Here is a 17,015-nt window from a genome sequence, read left to right as displayed (position 1 = left end):
GACCGATGAGCTGGGCGGGTCCGCGCCGTCTGGAGTCTCGTCACGCACCGCACGAGGGGAGGGGCCCGGTGTCGCGGCGCGCGCCATCGCCGACCGGCTCACCACCGGCCACGTCCTCGCGATCGACAGGTCCGCCACGGCGATCAGGCAGCTGGAGGCCCGCTCTGCCGAGCACATCGTCTCCGGTCGGCTGAGCGCACGCCACGTCGCGATCGAGGACTTCACCGTCGACGACGGCGACGAGCCGTTCGACCTCGTCGTCGCCTTCCGAGTCGGTGCGCTCGACGGCCGTCACCCCCGAGCCGGGGAAGCGGCCCTGGCACGCATCGCAGCGGCGACCCGTCCGCACGCCCGGCTCTTCATCGACGGCGGGTGCCCCCTCCGCGAGGTCCCCGTCCCCAGGTCCGCCTGACCGACGGCAGGCGCCGCAGCGCAGTCAGGCCTGCGGGCTCGGAGCGGCTGATCTCCTCGGCGCAACTGCGCGGGGGAGCAGCTGCGGGAGAGGATCCCGGCAGGTGATGGACACCTCGGCCGCCAGCCGCGACGATGACCACAGGTCGGGAGCGATGCGGCGGATGGAGTGCCCGTGGGGCTGCGGAAGAACGCCGAGAACCTGACGCCGTCCGAGCTGGTCGACCTGCGCGAGGCGTTCGAGGCGCTCTACCAGATCGACGACGATCGCGGCTACGGCTTCTTCGCCGGGATCCACGGCCTGCCGCTCCCGGTCTACTGCGAACACGGGACCGCGCTCTTCCTGCCGTGGCACCGGGCGTACCTGTACCACGTCGAACGGGCTCTCACCGCCGCCCTGCGCCGCGCGCGTGGGGACGAGACGGTCGAGGTGGGTCTCCCGTGGTGGGACTGGTCGTCGGCGGTCTCGCACGACCGGGGCCTGCCAGCCCCGTTCCGATCAGCAACGGACGGTTCGACGAACCCGCTGAGCGCCGGTCCGGTCGTGCTCGGCCCCGACGACCTGCAGCTGGTGCGGGAGAACCTCCCCGGCGCCATCAGCGAAGGCCCCGACCCCATCACGTTGCGCGACCCCGAGGAGCCCGCCGAACTGCCCCGGGACCCGACCGTGCAGCGCGCACTGCGTGCCACGACCTTCACCGACTTCAGCCGCATCCTGGAGAGCATCCACAACGGTGTCCACGGCTGGGTCGGGGGAGCCATGTCCGCAGCGCCGACCGCGGCCTTCGACCCGGTCTTCTGGGCGCACCACTCGATGATCGACCGGCTCTGGTACCTGTGGCAGCTCTCCCCGCGCAACAGCGATCCACCGGCCAGGGTGCTCGACCGAGCACTGCCGCCGTTCCCCACGACGGTGCGCGAGACCCTGGACATCTCCAGCCTGGGATACGAGTACGCCGCCCAGGTCATCGGCTGAGGAGGCCGCGATGGCGACGCTCGACAAGGCACGCGCGGGACGGGACGACGAGACCCGCGTCCTCGACCTCGTCTTCCCCGGGGACGTCCCCCCGGCGCCCTTCAGTCGCGCCGATCTGGTCATCACCGGCGTCGACCACTCGAGCACGTCCTACGAGGTCCGGGTCTTCCTCAACGACCCCGACGCCACCGCCACCACACCGCGCACGGCCGAACGCGGCTACGCCGGCCGCTACACCGTCTTCGGCCACGGCGGGTGCTACGGCGGCGAAGGACACTGCGACGCGCCGGCACCTGGTGAGGACCTCCGCCTCGCGCCCCCGCTGACGTCCTTCGACACCTACGTGACCATCACGGATGCCCTGCAGCGCCTCCTCGCCGCCGGCGACGCGTTGCAGACCATCACCCTGGTGCCGGTGTCCCTGACCCCACGCCGCGCCGACCGCAGGCCTGCCCCGGAGCTCCTGCACCTCGACGACGTGACCCTGCAGACCTACCTCACGGCGACCGACGCCGACCGGGTCCTCACCTGATCAGCTCGCGGCTCCCCTCGGTTCCCGCCCTGACGGTCGAGCGGCTGGCAGGGGAGGATGCACCGAGGGCCGAGAAGCGTCCGTCGACTGTCTGGGGAGTCCCGTGGCCGGTGCGCGACAGGGTGGGCACGTGGTGCTCACGGCAGCTGACGGCGAGGGCTACGGCTCGCTGCGTCGTCCCGCCACACCTCGCGCGGAGCGGTACGCCCTCGGGCGGTCGCTGCGCAAGCAGGTGCCCCGGTCCGAGCTCGGGCGGTGGAGTGCGCCGGTCGACCGGCCCGACGTGGTCGACCAGGTCCGGGAGTCCCACGTCGGGCGCGTGGAGCGGCTCGTCCCGGTGCGGGTGGCCCGGATGGCCGCCTCGCCCTACGGCTTCCTCCGGGGCACCGCGGGGGTGATGGCCGCCGACCTCGCCGGTCTCCCGGACACCGGGATCCGGCCGGTGATCTGCGGGGATGCGCACCTGGGCAACTTCGGCTTCTACGCCTCTCCGGAGCGCGACCTGGTCATCGACCTCAACGACTTCGACGAGGCGCATCCGGGTGCTTGGGAGTGGGACCTCCGCCGGCTGGCCGCGAGCGTCTGGGTCGCCGGGCGGCAGAACTCGGCCACCGAGGACCAGTGCGCGGACGCCGTCGCGTCCATGGGGCGCCGTTACCGGGAGCACGTGCGTTGGCTGGCCGGGGAACCGCTGCTGGCACGGTCGTTCGAGCGGTTGGACGTCACGCGGCTGCACACCACGGTGGAGGACCGGTCGCTGCGGAAGGAGATCGAGCGCGCGTCCCGGCGGGCCCGCAAGCGGGTGAGCGACCGGGCGCTGCCCCGGTTCACCGAGGAGCGGGAGGACGGGCGGCGGATCATCGAGGAGCCGCCGTTGATCACCCGGCTCGACGGGGACGAGGCCGCCGAGGTGGTCGATGGACTGGACGGCTACGTCGACACGCTGCCGTCCCACTGGCGACGGGTCCTCAGCGGCTACACGGTCGTGGACGTCGCCCACAAGGTGGTCGGGGTGGGGAGCGTGGGGCTGCGTGCCTACGTGGCCCTGTGCGAGGGCAGCAGCCCGGACGACGTGGTGTTCCTGCAGCTGAAGCAGGCCCGCCGGTCGGTCGTGGCCCAGCACGTCCACGGCGAGTCGGCCTGGCACGCCCACCAGGGGCAGCGGGTCGTGGAGTACCAGCAGGCGCTGCAGACGGTCAGCGACCCGCTGCTGGGCTGGGCCACGATCGGGTCCCGGCAGTACTACGTCCGCCAGTTCAGGAACATGAAGGGCACGATCGCGGTCGACTCCCTCGACGCCGCGGCGCTGAGCGACTACGCGGGGGTGTGCGGCCGGCTGCTGGCCAAGGGGCACGCCCGGACCAGCGGCGCGTCGATGATCGCCGGCTACCTGGGCAAGTCCGACAACGTCGACGTGGCACTGTGCCGGTTCGCCCGCGCCTATGCCGACCAGACGGAGCGGGACCACCACACGCTCGTGCAGGCCGTCGCCCGCGGTGCGCTGCCCGCCGAGCCGGGAGCCTGACGACCCCGTACCGACCGACCTCCGGTCAGCACGGCCGACGGGCGTGACGGCGCAGCACTCGGGGCGTCCGTGGACCCGGACGCCCCGAGAGCGGTCTGCCCTACTGCTGACCGGCCGGCTCACGGTCGGGGTCGGCGACCACCGGGACCCCGGGTGAGGTGGGCCCTGCTCCGTTCGGGTGCGGCATGTCGTGGAGGTGGGCGACGACGGCTCGCCGGACCTGCGGGTCCAGCGTCGAGGTGTACGGCTCCTGGCGGAGCTCGCGGACCAGGTTGACGCAGATGGCGATGAGCACGACCACGAAGGGGGTGGCCACCAGGATGGTGGCCGACTGGATGACCTCGAGCCCCCCGGCGAGGGTGAGCGCGGCGGCGACGGCCGCGATGCACATGCCCCAGAGGATGACCACCGCGCGGGCGGGCGAGGTCGTGCCCCGCTGGGAGAGCATGCCGAGGACCATGGAGGCGGAGTCGGCGCTGCTGACGAAGAACAGCGTGATCAGCACCATCACCAGCAGCACGGTGAGCGTGACCACCGGGAACTCACCGAGCAGGGCGAACAGGGCACCCTCGGTGCCGTCGTCGAGCAGGGCCTGGCTGAGCTCGGCCTGGTCGGTGAGCTCGAGGTGGGTGGCGGTGCCGCCCAGCACGCCGAACCACACGATGCTGACCATGGTCGGGATGATCATCACGAAGGTGACGAACTGCCGGATCGTGCGGCCGCGGGAGATGCGCGCGATGAACGTCCCCACGAACGGCGTCCAGGACATCCACCACGCCCAGTAGAACAACGTCCACCCGGCGAGCCACTCCTGGCCGCCCCAGGCCCCCGAGGCCAGGCTCATCGCGGGCAGGGCGGTCAGGTAGTCCCCGGTGGCGTCGGTGATGGTGTTGAAGACGTGCGTGGTCGGGCCCAGCACGAAGATGAAGGCGACGAGCAGGGCGGCCAGCACCACGTTGGTGTTGCTGATCAGCTTGATGCCCTTGTGCACGCCGCTGACCGCGGACAGGACGTAGAGCAGCGCCAGGCCGGCGATGATGGCCACGGCCACGCCGTTGTTGCGCGGGACGCCGTAGTTGGCGGCCAGACCGCTGTTGACCTGCAGTGCGCCGAGACCGAGCGAGGTGGCCGCGCCGAACACCGTGGTGAAGATGGCGAGGATGTCGACGGCGCGGCGGATGCCCGTGCGCTTCTCGTTCACCAGCGGGACGACCGCGGAGCTGACCAGGCTCGGCCGGCCCTTGCGGAAGACGCCGTAGGCGAGGGCCATCGCCATGACGGCGTACATCGCCCAGGGGTGCAGGCCCCAGTGGAAGATCGTGTACTGCAGCCCCAGCCGGGCAGCCTCCGGGGTCCCGCCCTCCTCCAGGCCGAGCGGGGCGGCGGCGAGGTGGGAGAGCGGCTCGGCGACGCCCCAGAAGAGCAGCCCGATGCCCATCCCGGCCGCGAAGAGCATGGAGATCCACGAGCCCGTGCTGAACTCCGGACGCTCGTCGTCCTTCCCCAGCCGGATGCGTCCGTAGCGGGACAGCGCCAGGAACCCCGCGAGTGCGACGAACCCCGAGCTGGTCACGACGAAGACCCAGCCGGCGTTGGTGATGACCGTGCCGAACGCGGCGCTCACCGCGTTCGAGAGGCTGTCGCTGGCGAGCACCCCCCAGAGTGCGAACGCCACCACCAGTGCCAGGGAGACGCCGAAGACGACCCGGTCGGTCTGCGGCGGGGCAGTGGGCTCATGGGTGGCGGTCGACGCGGTGCCAGCCGGCGCGTCACCCGTCGGCCCGGCACTCGGGGAGCTGGAGGATGAGACCGGCTCGGGACCCGGGTGTTCCATGGCTCTCTCCTACTGTTGCGTAGTACGCGACCAGGTGCGCATGAGGGAACCAGACGGCTCACCCTGGAACAAGAGGGAAGAGTGACCTGGAACACAAAAGCTGCGCGCGTCGACCCAGCGTGTCGGTGCGGTGACGAACCGCTGAGGGTCCTCGCGAGGACATCGCGCAGCGGCTCGACTCGACGGACCGGCCAGGGTCAGGAGTGCGCGAGGACGGCGGCACGCAGCTGTCGGCGCCACCGGGTGAACAGGCGGGGCTGGTTCATCCCGAGGACGGCGACGGGGTGCCCGTGGCGCTCGTAGACCGCCAGGAAGCTGCGGTCGGCACAACTGCCCTCCAGCACGCGGACCACGTCGTCCTCGCGGCGCGACCCCGCGAACTGGATGCGCGCGCCGTACTGGTCGGACCAGAAGTACGGCACGGGCGTCGGCGCCGGCCTGTCGGTGCCCAGCAGGGTGGCGACCGCGGTGGCCGGCTGTTCGAGCGCGTGGGTCCAGTGCTCGATGCGGACGTGCCGCTCCCGGGAGGCCGACCAGGCCGCAGCGCAGTCGCCGACGGCGACCACACCCGGGACGCTGGTGCCGCAGCGCGCGTCGGTGAGGACGCCGTTGCCGAGGGCCACGCCGGAGTCGGCGAGCCACTCGATGTTCGGGATGGCGCCGATCCCCACGACCACCACGTCGGCGGGCAGGCGCGTGCCGTCGGTCAGCTCGACGGCCTCGACCCTGCCGGTCCCGACCAGCCCGGCGACACCGGTGCCGACCAGCAGGCGGGTGCCGTGGTCGGCGTGCAGCTGGGCGCACACCGCACCCATGTCGGCACCCAGCGGGCCGGCGAGCGGGACGGGCTGGGTCTCGATGACGGTGACCTCAAGCCCCAGCGTGCGGGCCGTGGAGGCGACCTCGGCGCCGATGAACCCCGCGCCGATCACGACGAGACGTCCGGCCGTCGCGAGGTCCTCGCGCAGGGCGACCGCGTCGTCCAGCGAGCGCAGCACGTGCACCCCGCCCAGCCCCTCGCTGCCGGACAGGCGTCGGGCGCGGGCTCCGGTGGCGAGGACGACGCCGTCGGCCCGCACCTCGCTGCCGTCGGCCAGCAGCACCGAGCGGCTGAGGTGGTCGAGCCCGACCGCCGTCGTGCCCAGCCGCCACTCGAGGCCGAGGTCCGCGTCGTCCGGCGCGCCCAGTGCGATGTCGTCGAGCGACGCCCTCCGCGCCAGGAACTCCTTGGACAGGGGTGGGCGGTCGTAGGGGGCGTGCGCCTCGTCGCCGATGACCACGATGCGGTCGTCGTAGCACTGCTCGCGGAGCGCTCGGGCCGCCGAGAGGCCGGCCAGGGAGGCTCCGACCACGGCGACCGTACGGCTCATGCGGCACCGTCCGCGGCGGTTCCCGGCTGCACGTAGACGGTGCCGTCCTGCACCACGACCCGGTGCGTGCGGACCGGGGTCTTCGCCGGCGGGCCGGACACCTTCCCGGTGCGCAGGTCGAAGCACGAGGCGTGCAGGGGGCACTCCACCGCGCAGCCGTCCAGCCAGCCGTCGGCCAGCGAGGCGTCCTGGTGTGTGCACGTGTCGTCGATCGCGTAGAAGTCGCCGTCGACGTTGAAGACCGCGATGGGCACAGTGGCCTCCACGCGGATCGCCTCGCCGGGTGGCAACGCTGTCGTGGGGCAGACCGGGATCATGGGCGCTCCAGGCGGAGATGTTGCGGAGACCGCAACGCTGTGCTGATAGCGCAACAGCATCGTCGGGCTTCACCTCATCGTCAAGAGGGAAGAGGGGGGTGCTCCGCGGTGGCCCACCTAGGCTGGCTCCATGAGTGAGCCGCAGAGCGAGAGTGAAGACCGCGGCCCAGTCGCTGGCGTCCAGTCCGTCGACCGTGCGCTGAGCGTCCTCGAGATCCTGGCGGCCGAGGGCGAGGCCGGTGTCACGGAGGTGGCCGCCGAACTCGGGGTGCACAAGTCCACGGCCTTCCGGCTGGTGGCGACGCTGGAGAGCCGGGGCTTCGTCGAGCAACTGGCGGATCGGGGCAAGTACCGGTTGGGCTTCGGGGTCGTGCGCCTGGCCGGCGCGGCCGTCGCGCAGCTGGACATCGCCCGGGAGGGTCGGTCGATCTGCGAGGCGCTGGCCGCCGACCTCGGGGAGACGGTCAACATCGCCATCCTGGACGGCGATCGTGCGGTGAACGTGACCCAGGCCCGCGGGCCGGGGGCGGTCAGCGCGCACAACTGGGTGGGTCACGGCACCCCGCTCCACGCGACATCGAGCGGCAAGGTGCTACTGGCCCACGCTCCCGACGCCGTCCGCAAGGACCTGCTCTCCCGGGGGATGCAGAGCTTCACCCCGGCCACGATCACCGACCCCGAGGCACTCCGCCAGAACCTGGACCGGATCGTCGAGCAGGGCTGGGGCTGCACCGTCGAGGAGCTCGAGGTGGGGCTCAATGCCGTGGCCGCGCCTGTCAGGGACGGGGACGGGGACATCATCGCGGCTCTCAGCGTCTCGGGACCGGCCTTCCGCATGGACCAGGAGGACCATCCCGCGCTCGCCCGGCGGGTGATGGCGGGTGCGGACGAGCTGAGCCGGAGGTTGGGCTTCTACCGTCAGCCGCGCTGACCCAGCCGGTCCTCCCGGCGTCGGGGTCGACCCGCCGTCCTGACCTCACCACCGCCTCGTCCTCCGCTCCCGAAGCGCGCACCTGACGCGCGAACGGGGCGGCGGTCGGGGCTTCTCGCGTGCTGTCCGCACTCCTTGGCTTGTTGCGGCTGGCGAGACGGAGTGTGTAATGTGAGACACACCGGTCGTCGTGAGCTCGCTGACGGGTGACGTCCGTGATCAGTCGCAGGGCCTGTGTTGTCCGACTTCCGGCGTACCTCCGGGTCGCCGACGCCATCCGAGGTGCCGCATGACCATCACCGAACAGCCCGCGAGCCTCATCTCCACGCTGCCGGGCCGCTACTACACCGACCCCGCCGTCTTCGCGCTGGAGCAGACGCGCGTCTTCGAGGACATGTGGTTCTGTGCCGTGCGATCGAGCGACCTGCCGACGCCCGGTTCCTTCGAGAAGGTCCAGGTGGGCAAGGAGAGCGTCCTCGTGGTCCGCAGCCGGGACGGGCAGCTGCGCGCCTTCCTCAACATCTGCCGGCACCGCGGTGCGCAGATCTGCACGGAGGACTCGGGCACGGTGAAGCGGGCCTTCCAGTGCCCGTACCACGCCTGGACCTACGACCTCGAGGGCAAGCTGATCGCGGCCCCCAACCTGACCAAGATGCCCGACATCGACCGGGTCGAGTACGGCCTGGTCCCGGTGGCGCTGCGCGAGTGGCTGGGCTACGCGTGGGTGTGCCTGGCGAAGGAGCCCCCGTCCTTCGAGGAGGACGTCGTGGGCGCCGTCGTCGAGCGCCTCGGCACTGTGGAGGTGATCGACAGCTACGACGTCGACTCGCTGTCCGTGGGGCGCCGCATCACCTACGACGTCGCAGCGAACTGGAAGCTCATCATCGAGAACTTCATGGAGTGCTACCACTGCGCGACGATCCACCCGGAGCTCACCGAGGTGCTCCCCGAGTTCGCCGACGGGTACGCCGCACAGTTCTTCGTCGGGCACGGCGCGGAGTTCGGGGACGACGTCAAGGGCTTCACCGTCGACGGCAGTGAGGGCTTCGACCGGCTCCCGGGCGTCGACGAGGACCAGGACCGCCGCTACTACGCCATCACGGTCCGGCCGACGGTCTTCGTCAACCTGGCGCCGGACCACGTCATCTTCCACCGCATGTTCCCGGTCTCGGCCGACCGGACGATCGTGCAGTGCGACTGGCTGTACACCCGCGACGTGGTCGAGTCGGGCAGGGACGTGTCGCGGTCGGTGGAGCTGTTCCACCGGGTCAACCAGCAGGACTTCGCCGCGTGCGAGCGGACCCAGCCGGCCATGTCCTCCCGGGCCTACGTCAACGGCGGCGTCCTCGTGCCCTCCGAGCACCACATCGGCGCCTTCCACGAGTGGCTGACGCAGCGTCTGTCGGGCTGAGCGAGCGCCGACGGCCGGGAGGACGGCGTCCTCCCGGCCCTCGCTCACTTGTCCAGGACCACGACCGAGCGCAGGACCTCGCCCCGGCGGAGGTTGTCCAGGGCCTCCTCGACGTCGTCCAGACCGATGGTCTCGCTGACGAACTCGTCCAGCGGGAAGCGGCCCTGGAGGTACAGGTCGATCAAGAGCGGGAAGTCGCGGCTGGGCAGGCAGTCGCCGTACCACGAGGACGTGATCTCCCCGCCGCGGCCGAACACCTCGATCGCCGGCAGCTCGATCGTCATGTCGGGGGAGGGGACGCCGACCATCACCACCCGCCCGGCCAGGTCGCGCGCGTAGAAGGCCTGCTGGAACACCTCCGGGTGGCCGACCGCGTCGATCGCGACGTCCACCCCGAAGCCGCCGGTGAGGCCCCTGATCGCCTCGACCGGGTCCGTCTCGCGCGAGTTGACGGTGTGGGTGGCGCCGAACCCCCGCGCCCATCCCAGCTTCCGGTCGTCCACGTCGACGGCGATGATCGTGCCCGCGCCGGCCAGCTTCGCCCCGGCGATGGCGGCGTCGCCGACACCGCCGCAGCCGAACACGGCCACCGACTCGCCGCGCTGCACGGCGCCGGTGTTCATCGCCGCCCCCGCGCCGGCCATCACCCCGCAGCCCAGCAGTCCGGCGGCGGTGGCCGGAGCGGCCGGGTCGACCTTGGTGCACTGCCCGGAGTGGACCAGCGTCTTCTCCGCGAACGCGCCGATGCCCAGCGCCGGGGACAGTGCCGTGCCGTCGGCCAGCGTCATCGGCTGCGCCGCGTTGTGGGTGTCGAAGCAGTACTGCGGCTTGCCCTTCAGGCAGGCCCGGCACTGCCCGCACACGGCCCGCCAGTTGAGGACCACGTAGTCGCCGACGGCCACGTTGGTGACGCCGGCGCCGATCGCGGAGACCAGGCCGGCCGCCTCGTGCCCCAGCAGGAAGGGGAACTCGTCGTTGATGTTGCCCTCGCGGTAGTGCAGGTCGGTGGCGCAGACCCCGCAGGCCTGCACGTCGACGACGGCCTCACCGGGGCCGGGATCGGGGACCACGATCGTCTCGACGGTCACTGGTGCGCCCTTGCCGCGGGCGACGACGCCCTTCACCTCGTGGGCCATGGCGGGTCTCCTTCTCTCGGGACGTGCGTGGGGGAGGCGGTGGTCCGGCTCCCTCGGTCGGAGGAGCCGCCTGTGGTGCCGTCGAGCCAGACATCGCTGCCACGGGTCCCTTGACCCCGCTCGCCCTCGACCCTACTGTGGTGCACGACTGATATACCAGTCCTAGTTCTCCATTCTCTGACAGGAGGAGCCGGATGGTGGCGCAGGTCGAAGGAGCTCTGCGGGCCGTGGCCGTCCCGGACCCCGTGCTCGACCGTTCCTTGGCGGACACCGACCCGGAGGTCCACCGCGCGATCTCGGCCGAACTGACCCGGCAGCAGGAGACGCTGGAGATGATCGCCAGTGAGAACTTCGCGCCGGTGGCCGTCATGCAGGCCCAGGGCTCGGTGCTGACCAACAAGTACGCCGAGGGGTACCCCGGACGGCGCTACTACGGCGGGTGCGAGCACGTCGACGTGATCGAGCAGCTGGCCATCGACCGGCTGAAGGCGCTGTTCGGCGCGGAGTACGCCAACGTGCAGCCGCACTCGGGTGCGCAGGCCAACGCCGCGGCGATGTCGGCCCTGCTGGACCCGGGTGACACCATCCTGGGCCTGGACCTCGCCCACGGGGGTCACCTGACCCACGGCATGCGGCTCAACTTCTCCGGCAAGCTCTACGACGTCGCCGCGTACCACGTCCGAGCCGACGACCACCTCGTGGACATGGCCGAGGTCGAGCGGCTGGCCCACGAGCGGCGGCCCAGGCTCATCGTGGCGGGCTGGTCGGCCTACCCCAGGCAGCTCGACTTCGCCGAGTTCCGGCGGATCGCCGACGAGGTCGGGGCGTACCTGATGGTCGACATGGCGCACTTCGCGGGGCTGGTCGCCGCCGGGCTGCACCCCTCGCCCGTCCCGCACGCGCACGTGGTCACCTCGACCACCCACAAGACGCTCGGCGGGCCGCGCGGCGGCGTCATCCTCGCCGCGGGAGAGCTGGCCAAGAAGCTCAACTCCGCCGTCTTCCCCGGTCAGCAGGGCGGCCCGCTCGAGCACGTGATCGCCGCCAAGGCCGTCGCCTTCAAGCTCGCCGGCGAGCCCGCCTTCCGGGAGCGCCAGGAGCGCACGCTGGCCGGCGCTCGCCTCCTGGCCGAGCGGCTGCTCGCCCCCGACTCCCGCTTGGCCGGCATCGACGTGGTCAGCGGCGGCACCGACGTCCACCTCGTGCTGGTGGACCTGCGGGACTCGGAGCTGGACGGCCGGCAGGCCGAGGACCGGCTGCACGCGATCGGCATCACCGTCAACCGCAACGCGGTCCCCTTCGACCCCCGCCCGCCGATGGTCAGCTCTGGCGTCCGCATCGGCACCCCTGCCCTGGCGGCGCGCGGCTTCGGCCTCGCCGACTTCGCCGAGGTCGCCGACGTGATCGCCACCGCGCTGCGGCCCTCGGTGAGCGAGGAGCAGCTCGCGGGGCTCCGCACCCGGGTCACCCGGCTCGCCGGCCGGCACCCGCTCTACCCCGACCTGACGGAGGTCCCCCGATGAACCCCGGTCCCTCCCACACCCCACGCACCCCCGGCGCGGACCTGCCGGAGCACCCCGACTTCCTGTGGCGTGACCCGGAGCCGAAGCGCTCCTACGACGTGGTGATCGTGGGCGGCGGCGGGCACGGCCTGGCCACCGCGCACTACCTGGCGAAGAACCACGGGATCACGAACGTCGCCGTCCTGGAGAAGGGCTGGCTGGGCGGCGGCAACATGGCCCGCAACACCACGATCATCCGCTCCAACTACCTGTGGGACGAGAGCTCGGCCATCTACGAGGCGTCGCTCAAGCTGTGGGAGGGGCTCGAGGAGGACCTCGGCTACCCGATCCTGTTCAGCCAGCGCGGCGTGCTCAACCTCGCCCACACCCTGCAGGACGTCCGCGACAGCGTGCGGCGGGTCGAGGCCAACAAGCTCAACGGTGTCGACGCGGAGTGGCTGGAGCCCGACGAGGTCCGCAAGGTCTGCCCGATCGTCAACACCTCCGCCGACATCCGCTATCCCGTCCTGGGGGCCACGTACCAGCCCCGGGCCGGCATCGCCAAGCACGACTACGTCGCCTGGGGCTTCGCCCGCCGCGCACACGAGGCCGGCATCGACCTCATCCAGGACTGCGAGGTCACCGGGTTCGCCACCGACGGCAACCGGGTCACCGGTGTGCAGACCACGCGCGGCACGATCGCCGCCGGCACGGTCGCCCTCTGCGCGGCCGGCCACACCTCGGTGCTCACCGACATGCTGGGCATCAGGGTGCCGGTGCAGAGCCACCCGTTGCAGGCGCTGGTCTCCGAACTGCTCGAGCCCGTGCACCCCACGGTGGTCATGTCCAACGCCGTGCACGTGTACGTCTCCCAAGCGCACAAGGGCGAGCTGGTCATGGGCGCCGGCGTCGACTCCTACAACGGTTACGGGCAGCGCGGTGCCTTCCACGTCATCGAGCGTCAGATGGCCGCCGCCGTCGAGCTCTTCCCGGTGTTCGCCCGCGCCCACCTGCTGCGCACCTGGGCCGGGATCGTCGACACCAGCCCGGACGCCTCGCCGATCGTGGGCCGGACCCCCTACGACAACGTCTACCTGAACTGCGGCTGGGGCACCGGCGGGTTCAAGGCCACCCCCGGCGTCGGCTGGGCCCTGGCGCACACCATCGCCCACGGCGAGCCCCACGCGAACGTGGCGCCGTTCACCCTCGACCGCTTCGTCACCGGCGCGCTGGTCGACGAGCACGGCGCAGCCGCCGTGGCCCACTGACCCAGGGAGTCCCCGTGCAGCTCATCGAATGCCCGTGGTGCGGCCCCCGCGAGGAGGTCGAGTTCCACTACGGCGGCCAGGCCCACGTCCCGTACCCGGACGCCCCCGCCGAGGTCTCCGACGAGGAGTGGGCGCACTACGTCTTCTTCCGCGACAACACCAAGGGCCGCTTCGCCGAGCGGTGGTGCCACAGCGCCGGCTGCCGTCGCTGGTTCAACGCGGTGCGCGACACCACCACCTACCGCTTCGAGCGCGTCCAGCGCCTCGACGACCCCGAGCCGCACGCGACCGAGCTCGCGAGGGCCCGCAGGAGCACAGCCTCATGACCAGCCCCTTCCGCACCGCCGAGGGTGGTCGCATCGACCGCGGCACGATCCTCGAGTTCACCTTCGACGGGCAGCCCCACACCGGCCATCCCGGTGACACGCTCGCCTCGGCCCTGCTCGCCTCCGGCCGGCACCAGGTCGCCACGAGCGTCAAGCTGGGCCGCCCCCGCGGCATCGCCGCGGCCTGGGCCGAGGACCCGGGTGGCCTGGTGCAGATCGAGGAGCCCTTCCCCGAGCCCATGCTGCTGGCCACCACGGTGGAACTCCACGACGGGCTGGTCGCCCACGGCCTGCCGGGGCAGGGCCGCCTCGCCGAGATCTCCGACTCCGCCCGGTACGACGCCGTCCACCACCACGTCGACGTGCTCGTGGTGGGTGCCGGGCCGGCGGGGCTGACCGCCGCGCTCACCGCCGCCCGCTCCGGTGCCCGCGTCGCCCTGGTCGACGAGCAGTCCGAGGCGGGCGGCTCGCTGCTGGGGAGCACTGACCGTCTCGACGACGCCCCGGCACTGGAGTGGGTCGCCGCGGCGGTCGCCGAGCTCGCCGGCCACCCGGAGGTCCTGTACCTGCAGCGCACCACCGCCTTCGGCAGCTACGACGACGGCTTCGTCCTGGCCCTGGAGCGGCGCACCGACCACCTCGGGACGGCGGCGCCCAAGCACGTCTCCCGCCAACGGGTGTGGCGGCTCCGGGCCCGCTCCATCGTCGTCGCGACCGGAGCCCACGAGCGACCGGTCGTGTTCGCGGACAACGACCGCCCGGGCACCATGCTCGCCGGCGCCGCGCGCACGTTCCTGCACCGCTACGGCGTGCTGCCCGGCCGCGAGGCCGTCGTGTTCACCACGAACGACAGCGCCTACGACGCCGCCCTGGACCTGCACCGCGCGGGCGTGCGCGTCGGAGCAGTGGTCGACGCGCGGCCGGGGGGCTCGCCGCGCCGGGAGGAGTGCGAGCGTGCCGGGATCCGGGTCCTGTCCGGGGCCGTCGTGACGGGCACGCAGGGCGTCGAGCGGGTCACGCACGCCCTCGTCGCCCCGTTCGCGGACGGTGAGGTCGGCGCCGGCAGCGCGATCGCCTGCGACCTGCTGCTGGTCAGCGGTGGCTGGAACCCGGCGGTGCACCTGTTCAGCCAGGCCCGCGGCCGGCTCCGCTACGACGAGGCCCTCGGGGCGTTCCTCCCCGCGGAGGAGCTCGACCGCCTGTCGGTCACCGGCGCGGCAGCCGGGGTGCTCGACCTGGCCGGGTGCCTGGCCGACGGGCAGCGCGTGGCCCGCGCGGCCCTGGCCGCGCTGGCGGTCGCGCCACCGGGGGAGGACCGGCTGCCCACGGCGCCGGAGCCGGTCGTCCCGGCGGCGCCCCTGGTGCTGTGGCGGGTGCCGGACACCTCCGGCGCCGACGGGAACACCTCGTTCGTCGACCTGCAGCGCGACGCGACCGTGGCCGACATCGCCCGCGCGGTCGGCGCCGGACTGCGCTCCATCGAGCACATCAAGCGCTACACGACGATCGGGACCGCGCACGACCAGGGCAAGACCTCCGGCGTCCTGGCCTCGGGGATCACCGCCGAGCTGCTCGGGATCCCGGTGCAGGCCACCGGGACCACCACGTTCCGCCCGCCGTACACCCCGGTGGCCTTCGCTGCCCTCGCCGGCCGCGACCGCGGTCGGCTCTTCGACCCCGAGCGGGTCACGTCGCTGCACGACTGGCACATGGCGGCCGGCGCGGTCTTCGAGGACGTCGGTCAGTGGAAGCGTCCCCGCTTCTACCCGCGCCCCGGCGAGGACATGGAGACGGCGGTCCTCCGCGAGTGCGCCGCCGCCCGCACCGGCGTCGGCATCCTCGACGGCTCCACGCTGGGCAAGATCGACGTGCAGGGTCCCGACGCCGCCGTCCTGCTCGACCGGCTGTACACGAACATGATGAGCAGCCTGAAGGTCGGCTCCGTCCGCTACGGCGTCATGTGCGGCGTCGACGGCATGGTGATCGACGACGGCACCGTGCTGCGCCTGGCCGAGGACCGCTTCCTGCTGCTCACCACCACCGGCGGTGCGGCGAAGGTCCTCGACTGGATGGAGGAGTGGGCCCAGACGGAGTGGCCGGACCTGCGGGTGCACTGCACCTCGGTCACCGAGCAGTGGAACACGTTCCCCGTCGTCGGTCCCCGCTCCCGCGACGTCATCGGCGCCGTCTTCCCGCAGGTGGACGTCGCCAACGAGGCGTTCCCGTTCATGGCCTGGCGGGACACCACCCTCGACGGGGTGCCGGTCCGGCTGGCCCGGATCAGCTTCTCCGGCGAGCTCGCCTTCGAGGTCTACGTCAACCCCTGGTACGGGGTCGCGGTGTGGGAGCGGCTGCTCGACGCCGGCCGCCCGTACGGCATCACGCCGTACGGCACCGAGACCATGCACGTGCTGCGGGCGGAGAAGGGCTACCCGATCATCGGGCAGGACACCGACGGCACCGTCACCCCGCACGACCTGGGCATGGCGTGGGCGGTGTCGAAGAAGAAGCCCGACTTCGTCGGCAAGCGCTCCTTCGCCCGCGCGGCCAACCAGGACCCGCTGCGCAAGCAGCTGGTCGGGCTGCTGCCGGTGGACCGGCGGACGGTGCTGCCGGAGGGCTCGCAGATCGTGGAACTCCACCCCGACGGCCAGCTGCCACCACCGCCGGTGCCCATGCTCGGCCACGTCACCTCCAGCTACCGCAGCGCCGAGCTGGCGCGTCCCTTCGCGCTCGCCCTGGTCAAGGGCGGCCGGTCGCGCATCGGCGACACCGTCCACGTCCCCGTCAACGGCACCCTCGTCCCGGCCGAGGTCACCGGCTCGGTGCTGGTCGACCCCGAAGGAGCCCGTCGCGATGGCTGAGCTGCTGCGCACCCACCCGCTCGAGGCGTGGAGCACCGCCCTGGAGCGGCTGCCCGACACCGTCGCCATCACCGTCGAACCGTTCGTGGCGATGGCCGTCGTCCGGCTCGGCGCCGCGGCGTCGGAGGCGCTGGGCGCCGGCCTGCCGACGGTGCCCAACACCTGGGCACAGCACGGCACGGGGCGGGCGGTCTGGCTCGGTCCGGACGAGTGGCTGCTCAGCAGCACCACGGAGGCCCCGGAGGAGCTCGAGGCCCGGGTCCGTGCCGCCGTCCTCCCGTTGGGCGGGTCGGCGACCGACGTCTCCGCCCAGCGGATCGGCCTGCGGCTGACCGGCGCGCGGGTGCGTGACGTGCTCGCCAAGGGCTGTTCGATCGACCTGCACCCGAGGGTCTTCGGCCGGGGGAGCAGCGCCCAGACGTTGCTGGGTCAGGCCGGCGTCGTGCTGCTGGCCCTCTCCGGCGCCGGTGACGACTTCGTCGTCCTGGTCCGTTCGTCCTTCGCCGGCTACCTCGCCGACTGGCTGCTGGACGCGGCCCTCGAGTTCACCCCCACCCACGACAGCTGATGAAGGACCCCTCTGCCCCCCACCCCTCGCAGGCTCGGGGCGGG

15 protein-coding genes are annotated in these 17,015 nt (G+C 72.3%); 11 read left to right on the top strand and 4 right to left on the bottom strand.

What is annotated here, in order from left to right; genetic code table 11:
* Positions 1-10: 10 nt before the first annotated feature.
* The 4 genes from O2W53_RS11450 (at position 11) to O2W53_RS11435 (ending at position 3,444) form a co-directional block, all read left to right on the top strand.
* On the top strand, positions 11-412 hold the full coding sequence (locus O2W53_RS11450; protein ID WP_331253800.1) for a class I SAM-dependent methyltransferase: 402 nt from the start codon (positions 11-13) through the stop codon (positions 410-412).
* A 174-nt stretch (positions 413-586) separates the two neighbouring features.
* A complete protein-coding gene (locus O2W53_RS11445) occupies positions 587-1,387 on the top strand; it encodes a tyrosinase family protein (RefSeq protein WP_269163146.1) in 801 nt (266 codons plus the stop codon).
* 10 nt (positions 1,388-1,397) lie between these two features.
* Entirely contained in the window at positions 1,398-1,919 is a 522-nt protein-coding gene (locus tag O2W53_RS11440) for a hypothetical protein (RefSeq protein WP_269163145.1), read from the top strand.
* A 133-nt stretch (positions 1,920-2,052) separates the two neighbouring features.
* Positions 2,053-3,444, top strand: a complete 1,392-nt coding sequence (locus O2W53_RS11435) for a DUF2252 domain-containing protein (RefSeq protein WP_269163144.1) — start codon at positions 2,053-2,055, stop codon at positions 3,442-3,444.
* 100 nt (positions 3,445-3,544) lie between these two features.
* Here the strand turns inward: O2W53_RS11435 and O2W53_RS11430 are convergent, their stop codons facing one another.
* The 3 genes from O2W53_RS11430 to O2W53_RS11420 all read right to left on the bottom strand — a co-directional run bounded on the left by O2W53_RS11430 (position 3,545) and on the right by O2W53_RS11420 (position 6,965).
* Entirely contained in the window at positions 3,545-5,278 is a 1,734-nt protein-coding gene (locus O2W53_RS11430) for a BCCT family transporter (protein ID WP_269163143.1), read from the bottom strand.
* 197 nt (positions 5,279-5,475) lie between these two features.
* Entirely contained in the window at positions 5,476-6,648 is a 1,173-nt protein-coding gene (locus O2W53_RS11425; RefSeq protein ID WP_269163142.1) for an NAD(P)/FAD-dependent oxidoreductase, read from the bottom strand.
* Positions 6,645-6,965, bottom strand: coding sequence for a bifunctional 3-phenylpropionate/cinnamic acid dioxygenase ferredoxin subunit (locus O2W53_RS11420; protein ID WP_269163141.1), 321 nt, complete (start codon positions 6,963-6,965; stop codon positions 6,645-6,647). The genes O2W53_RS11425 and O2W53_RS11420 overlap by 4 nt, the downstream gene beginning before the upstream one ends.
* A gap of 130 nt (positions 6,966-7,095) precedes the next feature.
* Between O2W53_RS11420 and O2W53_RS11415 the strand changes: the two genes are divergently transcribed.
* Together O2W53_RS11415 and O2W53_RS11410 are read left to right on the top strand one after the other, a co-directional pair.
* Entirely contained in the window at positions 7,096-7,896 is an 801-nt protein-coding gene (locus O2W53_RS11415; RefSeq protein WP_269163140.1) for an IclR family transcriptional regulator, read from the top strand.
* 289 nt (positions 7,897-8,185) lie between these two features.
* Positions 8,186-9,307 (top strand): aromatic ring-hydroxylating oxygenase subunit alpha, encoded by a 1,122-nt coding sequence (locus O2W53_RS11410; RefSeq protein WP_269163139.1) that lies wholly within the window; start codon positions 8,186-8,188, stop codon positions 9,305-9,307.
* A gap of 44 nt (positions 9,308-9,351) precedes the next feature.
* On the opposite strand, the gene O2W53_RS11405 is transcribed toward O2W53_RS11410, so the two are convergent.
* Positions 9,352-10,443, bottom strand: coding sequence for an S-(hydroxymethyl)mycothiol dehydrogenase (locus O2W53_RS11405; protein ID WP_269163138.1), 1,092 nt, complete (start codon positions 10,441-10,443; stop codon positions 9,352-9,354).
* 194 nt (positions 10,444-10,637) lie between these two features.
* On the opposite strand from O2W53_RS11405, the gene glyA reads away from it, so the two are divergent.
* The 5 genes from glyA to O2W53_RS11380 are packed head-to-tail and all read left to right on the top strand — an operon-like array spanning position 10,638 to position 16,971.
* Positions 10,638-11,966 (top strand): serine hydroxymethyltransferase, encoded by a 1,329-nt coding sequence (gene glyA, locus O2W53_RS11400; protein WP_269163137.1) that lies wholly within the window; start codon positions 10,638-10,640, stop codon positions 11,964-11,966.
* Complete coding sequence (locus tag O2W53_RS11395; protein WP_269163136.1) at positions 11,963-13,213, top strand: sarcosine oxidase subunit beta family protein; 1,251 nt, start codon at positions 11,963-11,965, stop codon at positions 13,211-13,213. The genes glyA and O2W53_RS11395 overlap by 4 nt, the downstream gene beginning before the upstream one ends.
* A gap of 14 nt (positions 13,214-13,227) precedes the next feature.
* Positions 13,228-13,539: a sarcosine oxidase subunit delta gene (locus tag O2W53_RS11390; protein WP_269163135.1), complete on the top strand. Its 312-nt coding sequence runs from the start codon at positions 13,228-13,230 to the stop codon at positions 13,537-13,539.
* Positions 13,536-16,403, top strand: a complete 2,868-nt coding sequence (locus O2W53_RS11385; protein WP_269163134.1) for a 2Fe-2S iron-sulfur cluster-binding protein — start codon at positions 13,536-13,538, stop codon at positions 16,401-16,403. Before O2W53_RS11390 ends, O2W53_RS11385 begins: the two co-directional genes overlap by 4 nt.
* Positions 16,396-16,971, top strand: a complete 576-nt coding sequence (locus O2W53_RS11380; protein ID WP_269163133.1) for a sarcosine oxidase subunit gamma — start codon at positions 16,396-16,398, stop codon at positions 16,969-16,971. Before O2W53_RS11385 ends, O2W53_RS11380 begins: the two co-directional genes overlap by 8 nt.
* Positions 16,972-17,015 lie beyond the last annotated feature (44 nt).

The sequence above is a fragment of the Modestobacter sp. VKM Ac-2978 genome (genome assembly GCF_026968025.1).
Lineage (GTDB): Bacteria > Actinomycetota > Actinomycetes > Mycobacteriales > Geodermatophilaceae > Modestobacter.
The sequence above is the reverse complement of the archived record's forward strand: the minus strand, read 5'-3'. Positions and strand labels throughout refer to the sequence as shown.

Excerpts from the sequence above, each read along its gene's own strand:
- O2W53_RS11440 (WP_269163145.1), top strand. The coding sequence starts at position 1,398 with ATGGCGACGCTCGACAAGGCACGCGCGGGACGGGACGACGAGACCCGC.
- O2W53_RS11430 (WP_269163143.1), bottom strand. The coding sequence starts at position 5,278 with ATGGAACACCCGGGTCCCGAGCCGGTCTCATCCTCCAGCTCCCCGAGT.
- O2W53_RS11425 (WP_269163142.1), bottom strand. The coding sequence starts at position 6,648 with ATGAGCCGTACGGTCGCCGTGGTCGGAGCCTCCCTGGCCGGCCTCTCG.
- O2W53_RS11420 (WP_269163141.1), bottom strand. The coding sequence starts at position 6,965 with ATGATCCCGGTCTGCCCCACGACAGCGTTGCCACCCGGCGAGGCGATC.
- O2W53_RS11415 (WP_269163140.1), top strand. The coding sequence starts at position 7,096 with ATGAGTGAGCCGCAGAGCGAGAGTGAAGACCGCGGCCCAGTCGCTGGC.
- O2W53_RS11410 (WP_269163139.1), top strand. The coding sequence starts at position 8,186 with ATGACCATCACCGAACAGCCCGCGAGCCTCATCTCCACGCTGCCGGGC.
- O2W53_RS11405 (WP_269163138.1), bottom strand. The coding sequence starts at position 10,443 with ATGGCCCACGAGGTGAAGGGCGTCGTCGCCCGCGGCAAGGGCGCACCA.
- glyA (WP_269163137.1), top strand. The coding sequence starts at position 10,638 with ATGGTGGCGCAGGTCGAAGGAGCTCTGCGGGCCGTGGCCGTCCCGGAC.
- O2W53_RS11395 (WP_269163136.1), top strand. The coding sequence starts at position 11,963 with ATGAACCCCGGTCCCTCCCACACCCCACGCACCCCCGGCGCGGACCTG.
- O2W53_RS11385 (WP_269163134.1), top strand. The coding sequence starts at position 13,536 with ATGACCAGCCCCTTCCGCACCGCCGAGGGTGGTCGCATCGACCGCGGC.
- O2W53_RS11380 (WP_269163133.1), top strand. The coding sequence starts at position 16,396 with ATGGCTGAGCTGCTGCGCACCCACCCGCTCGAGGCGTGGAGCACCGCC.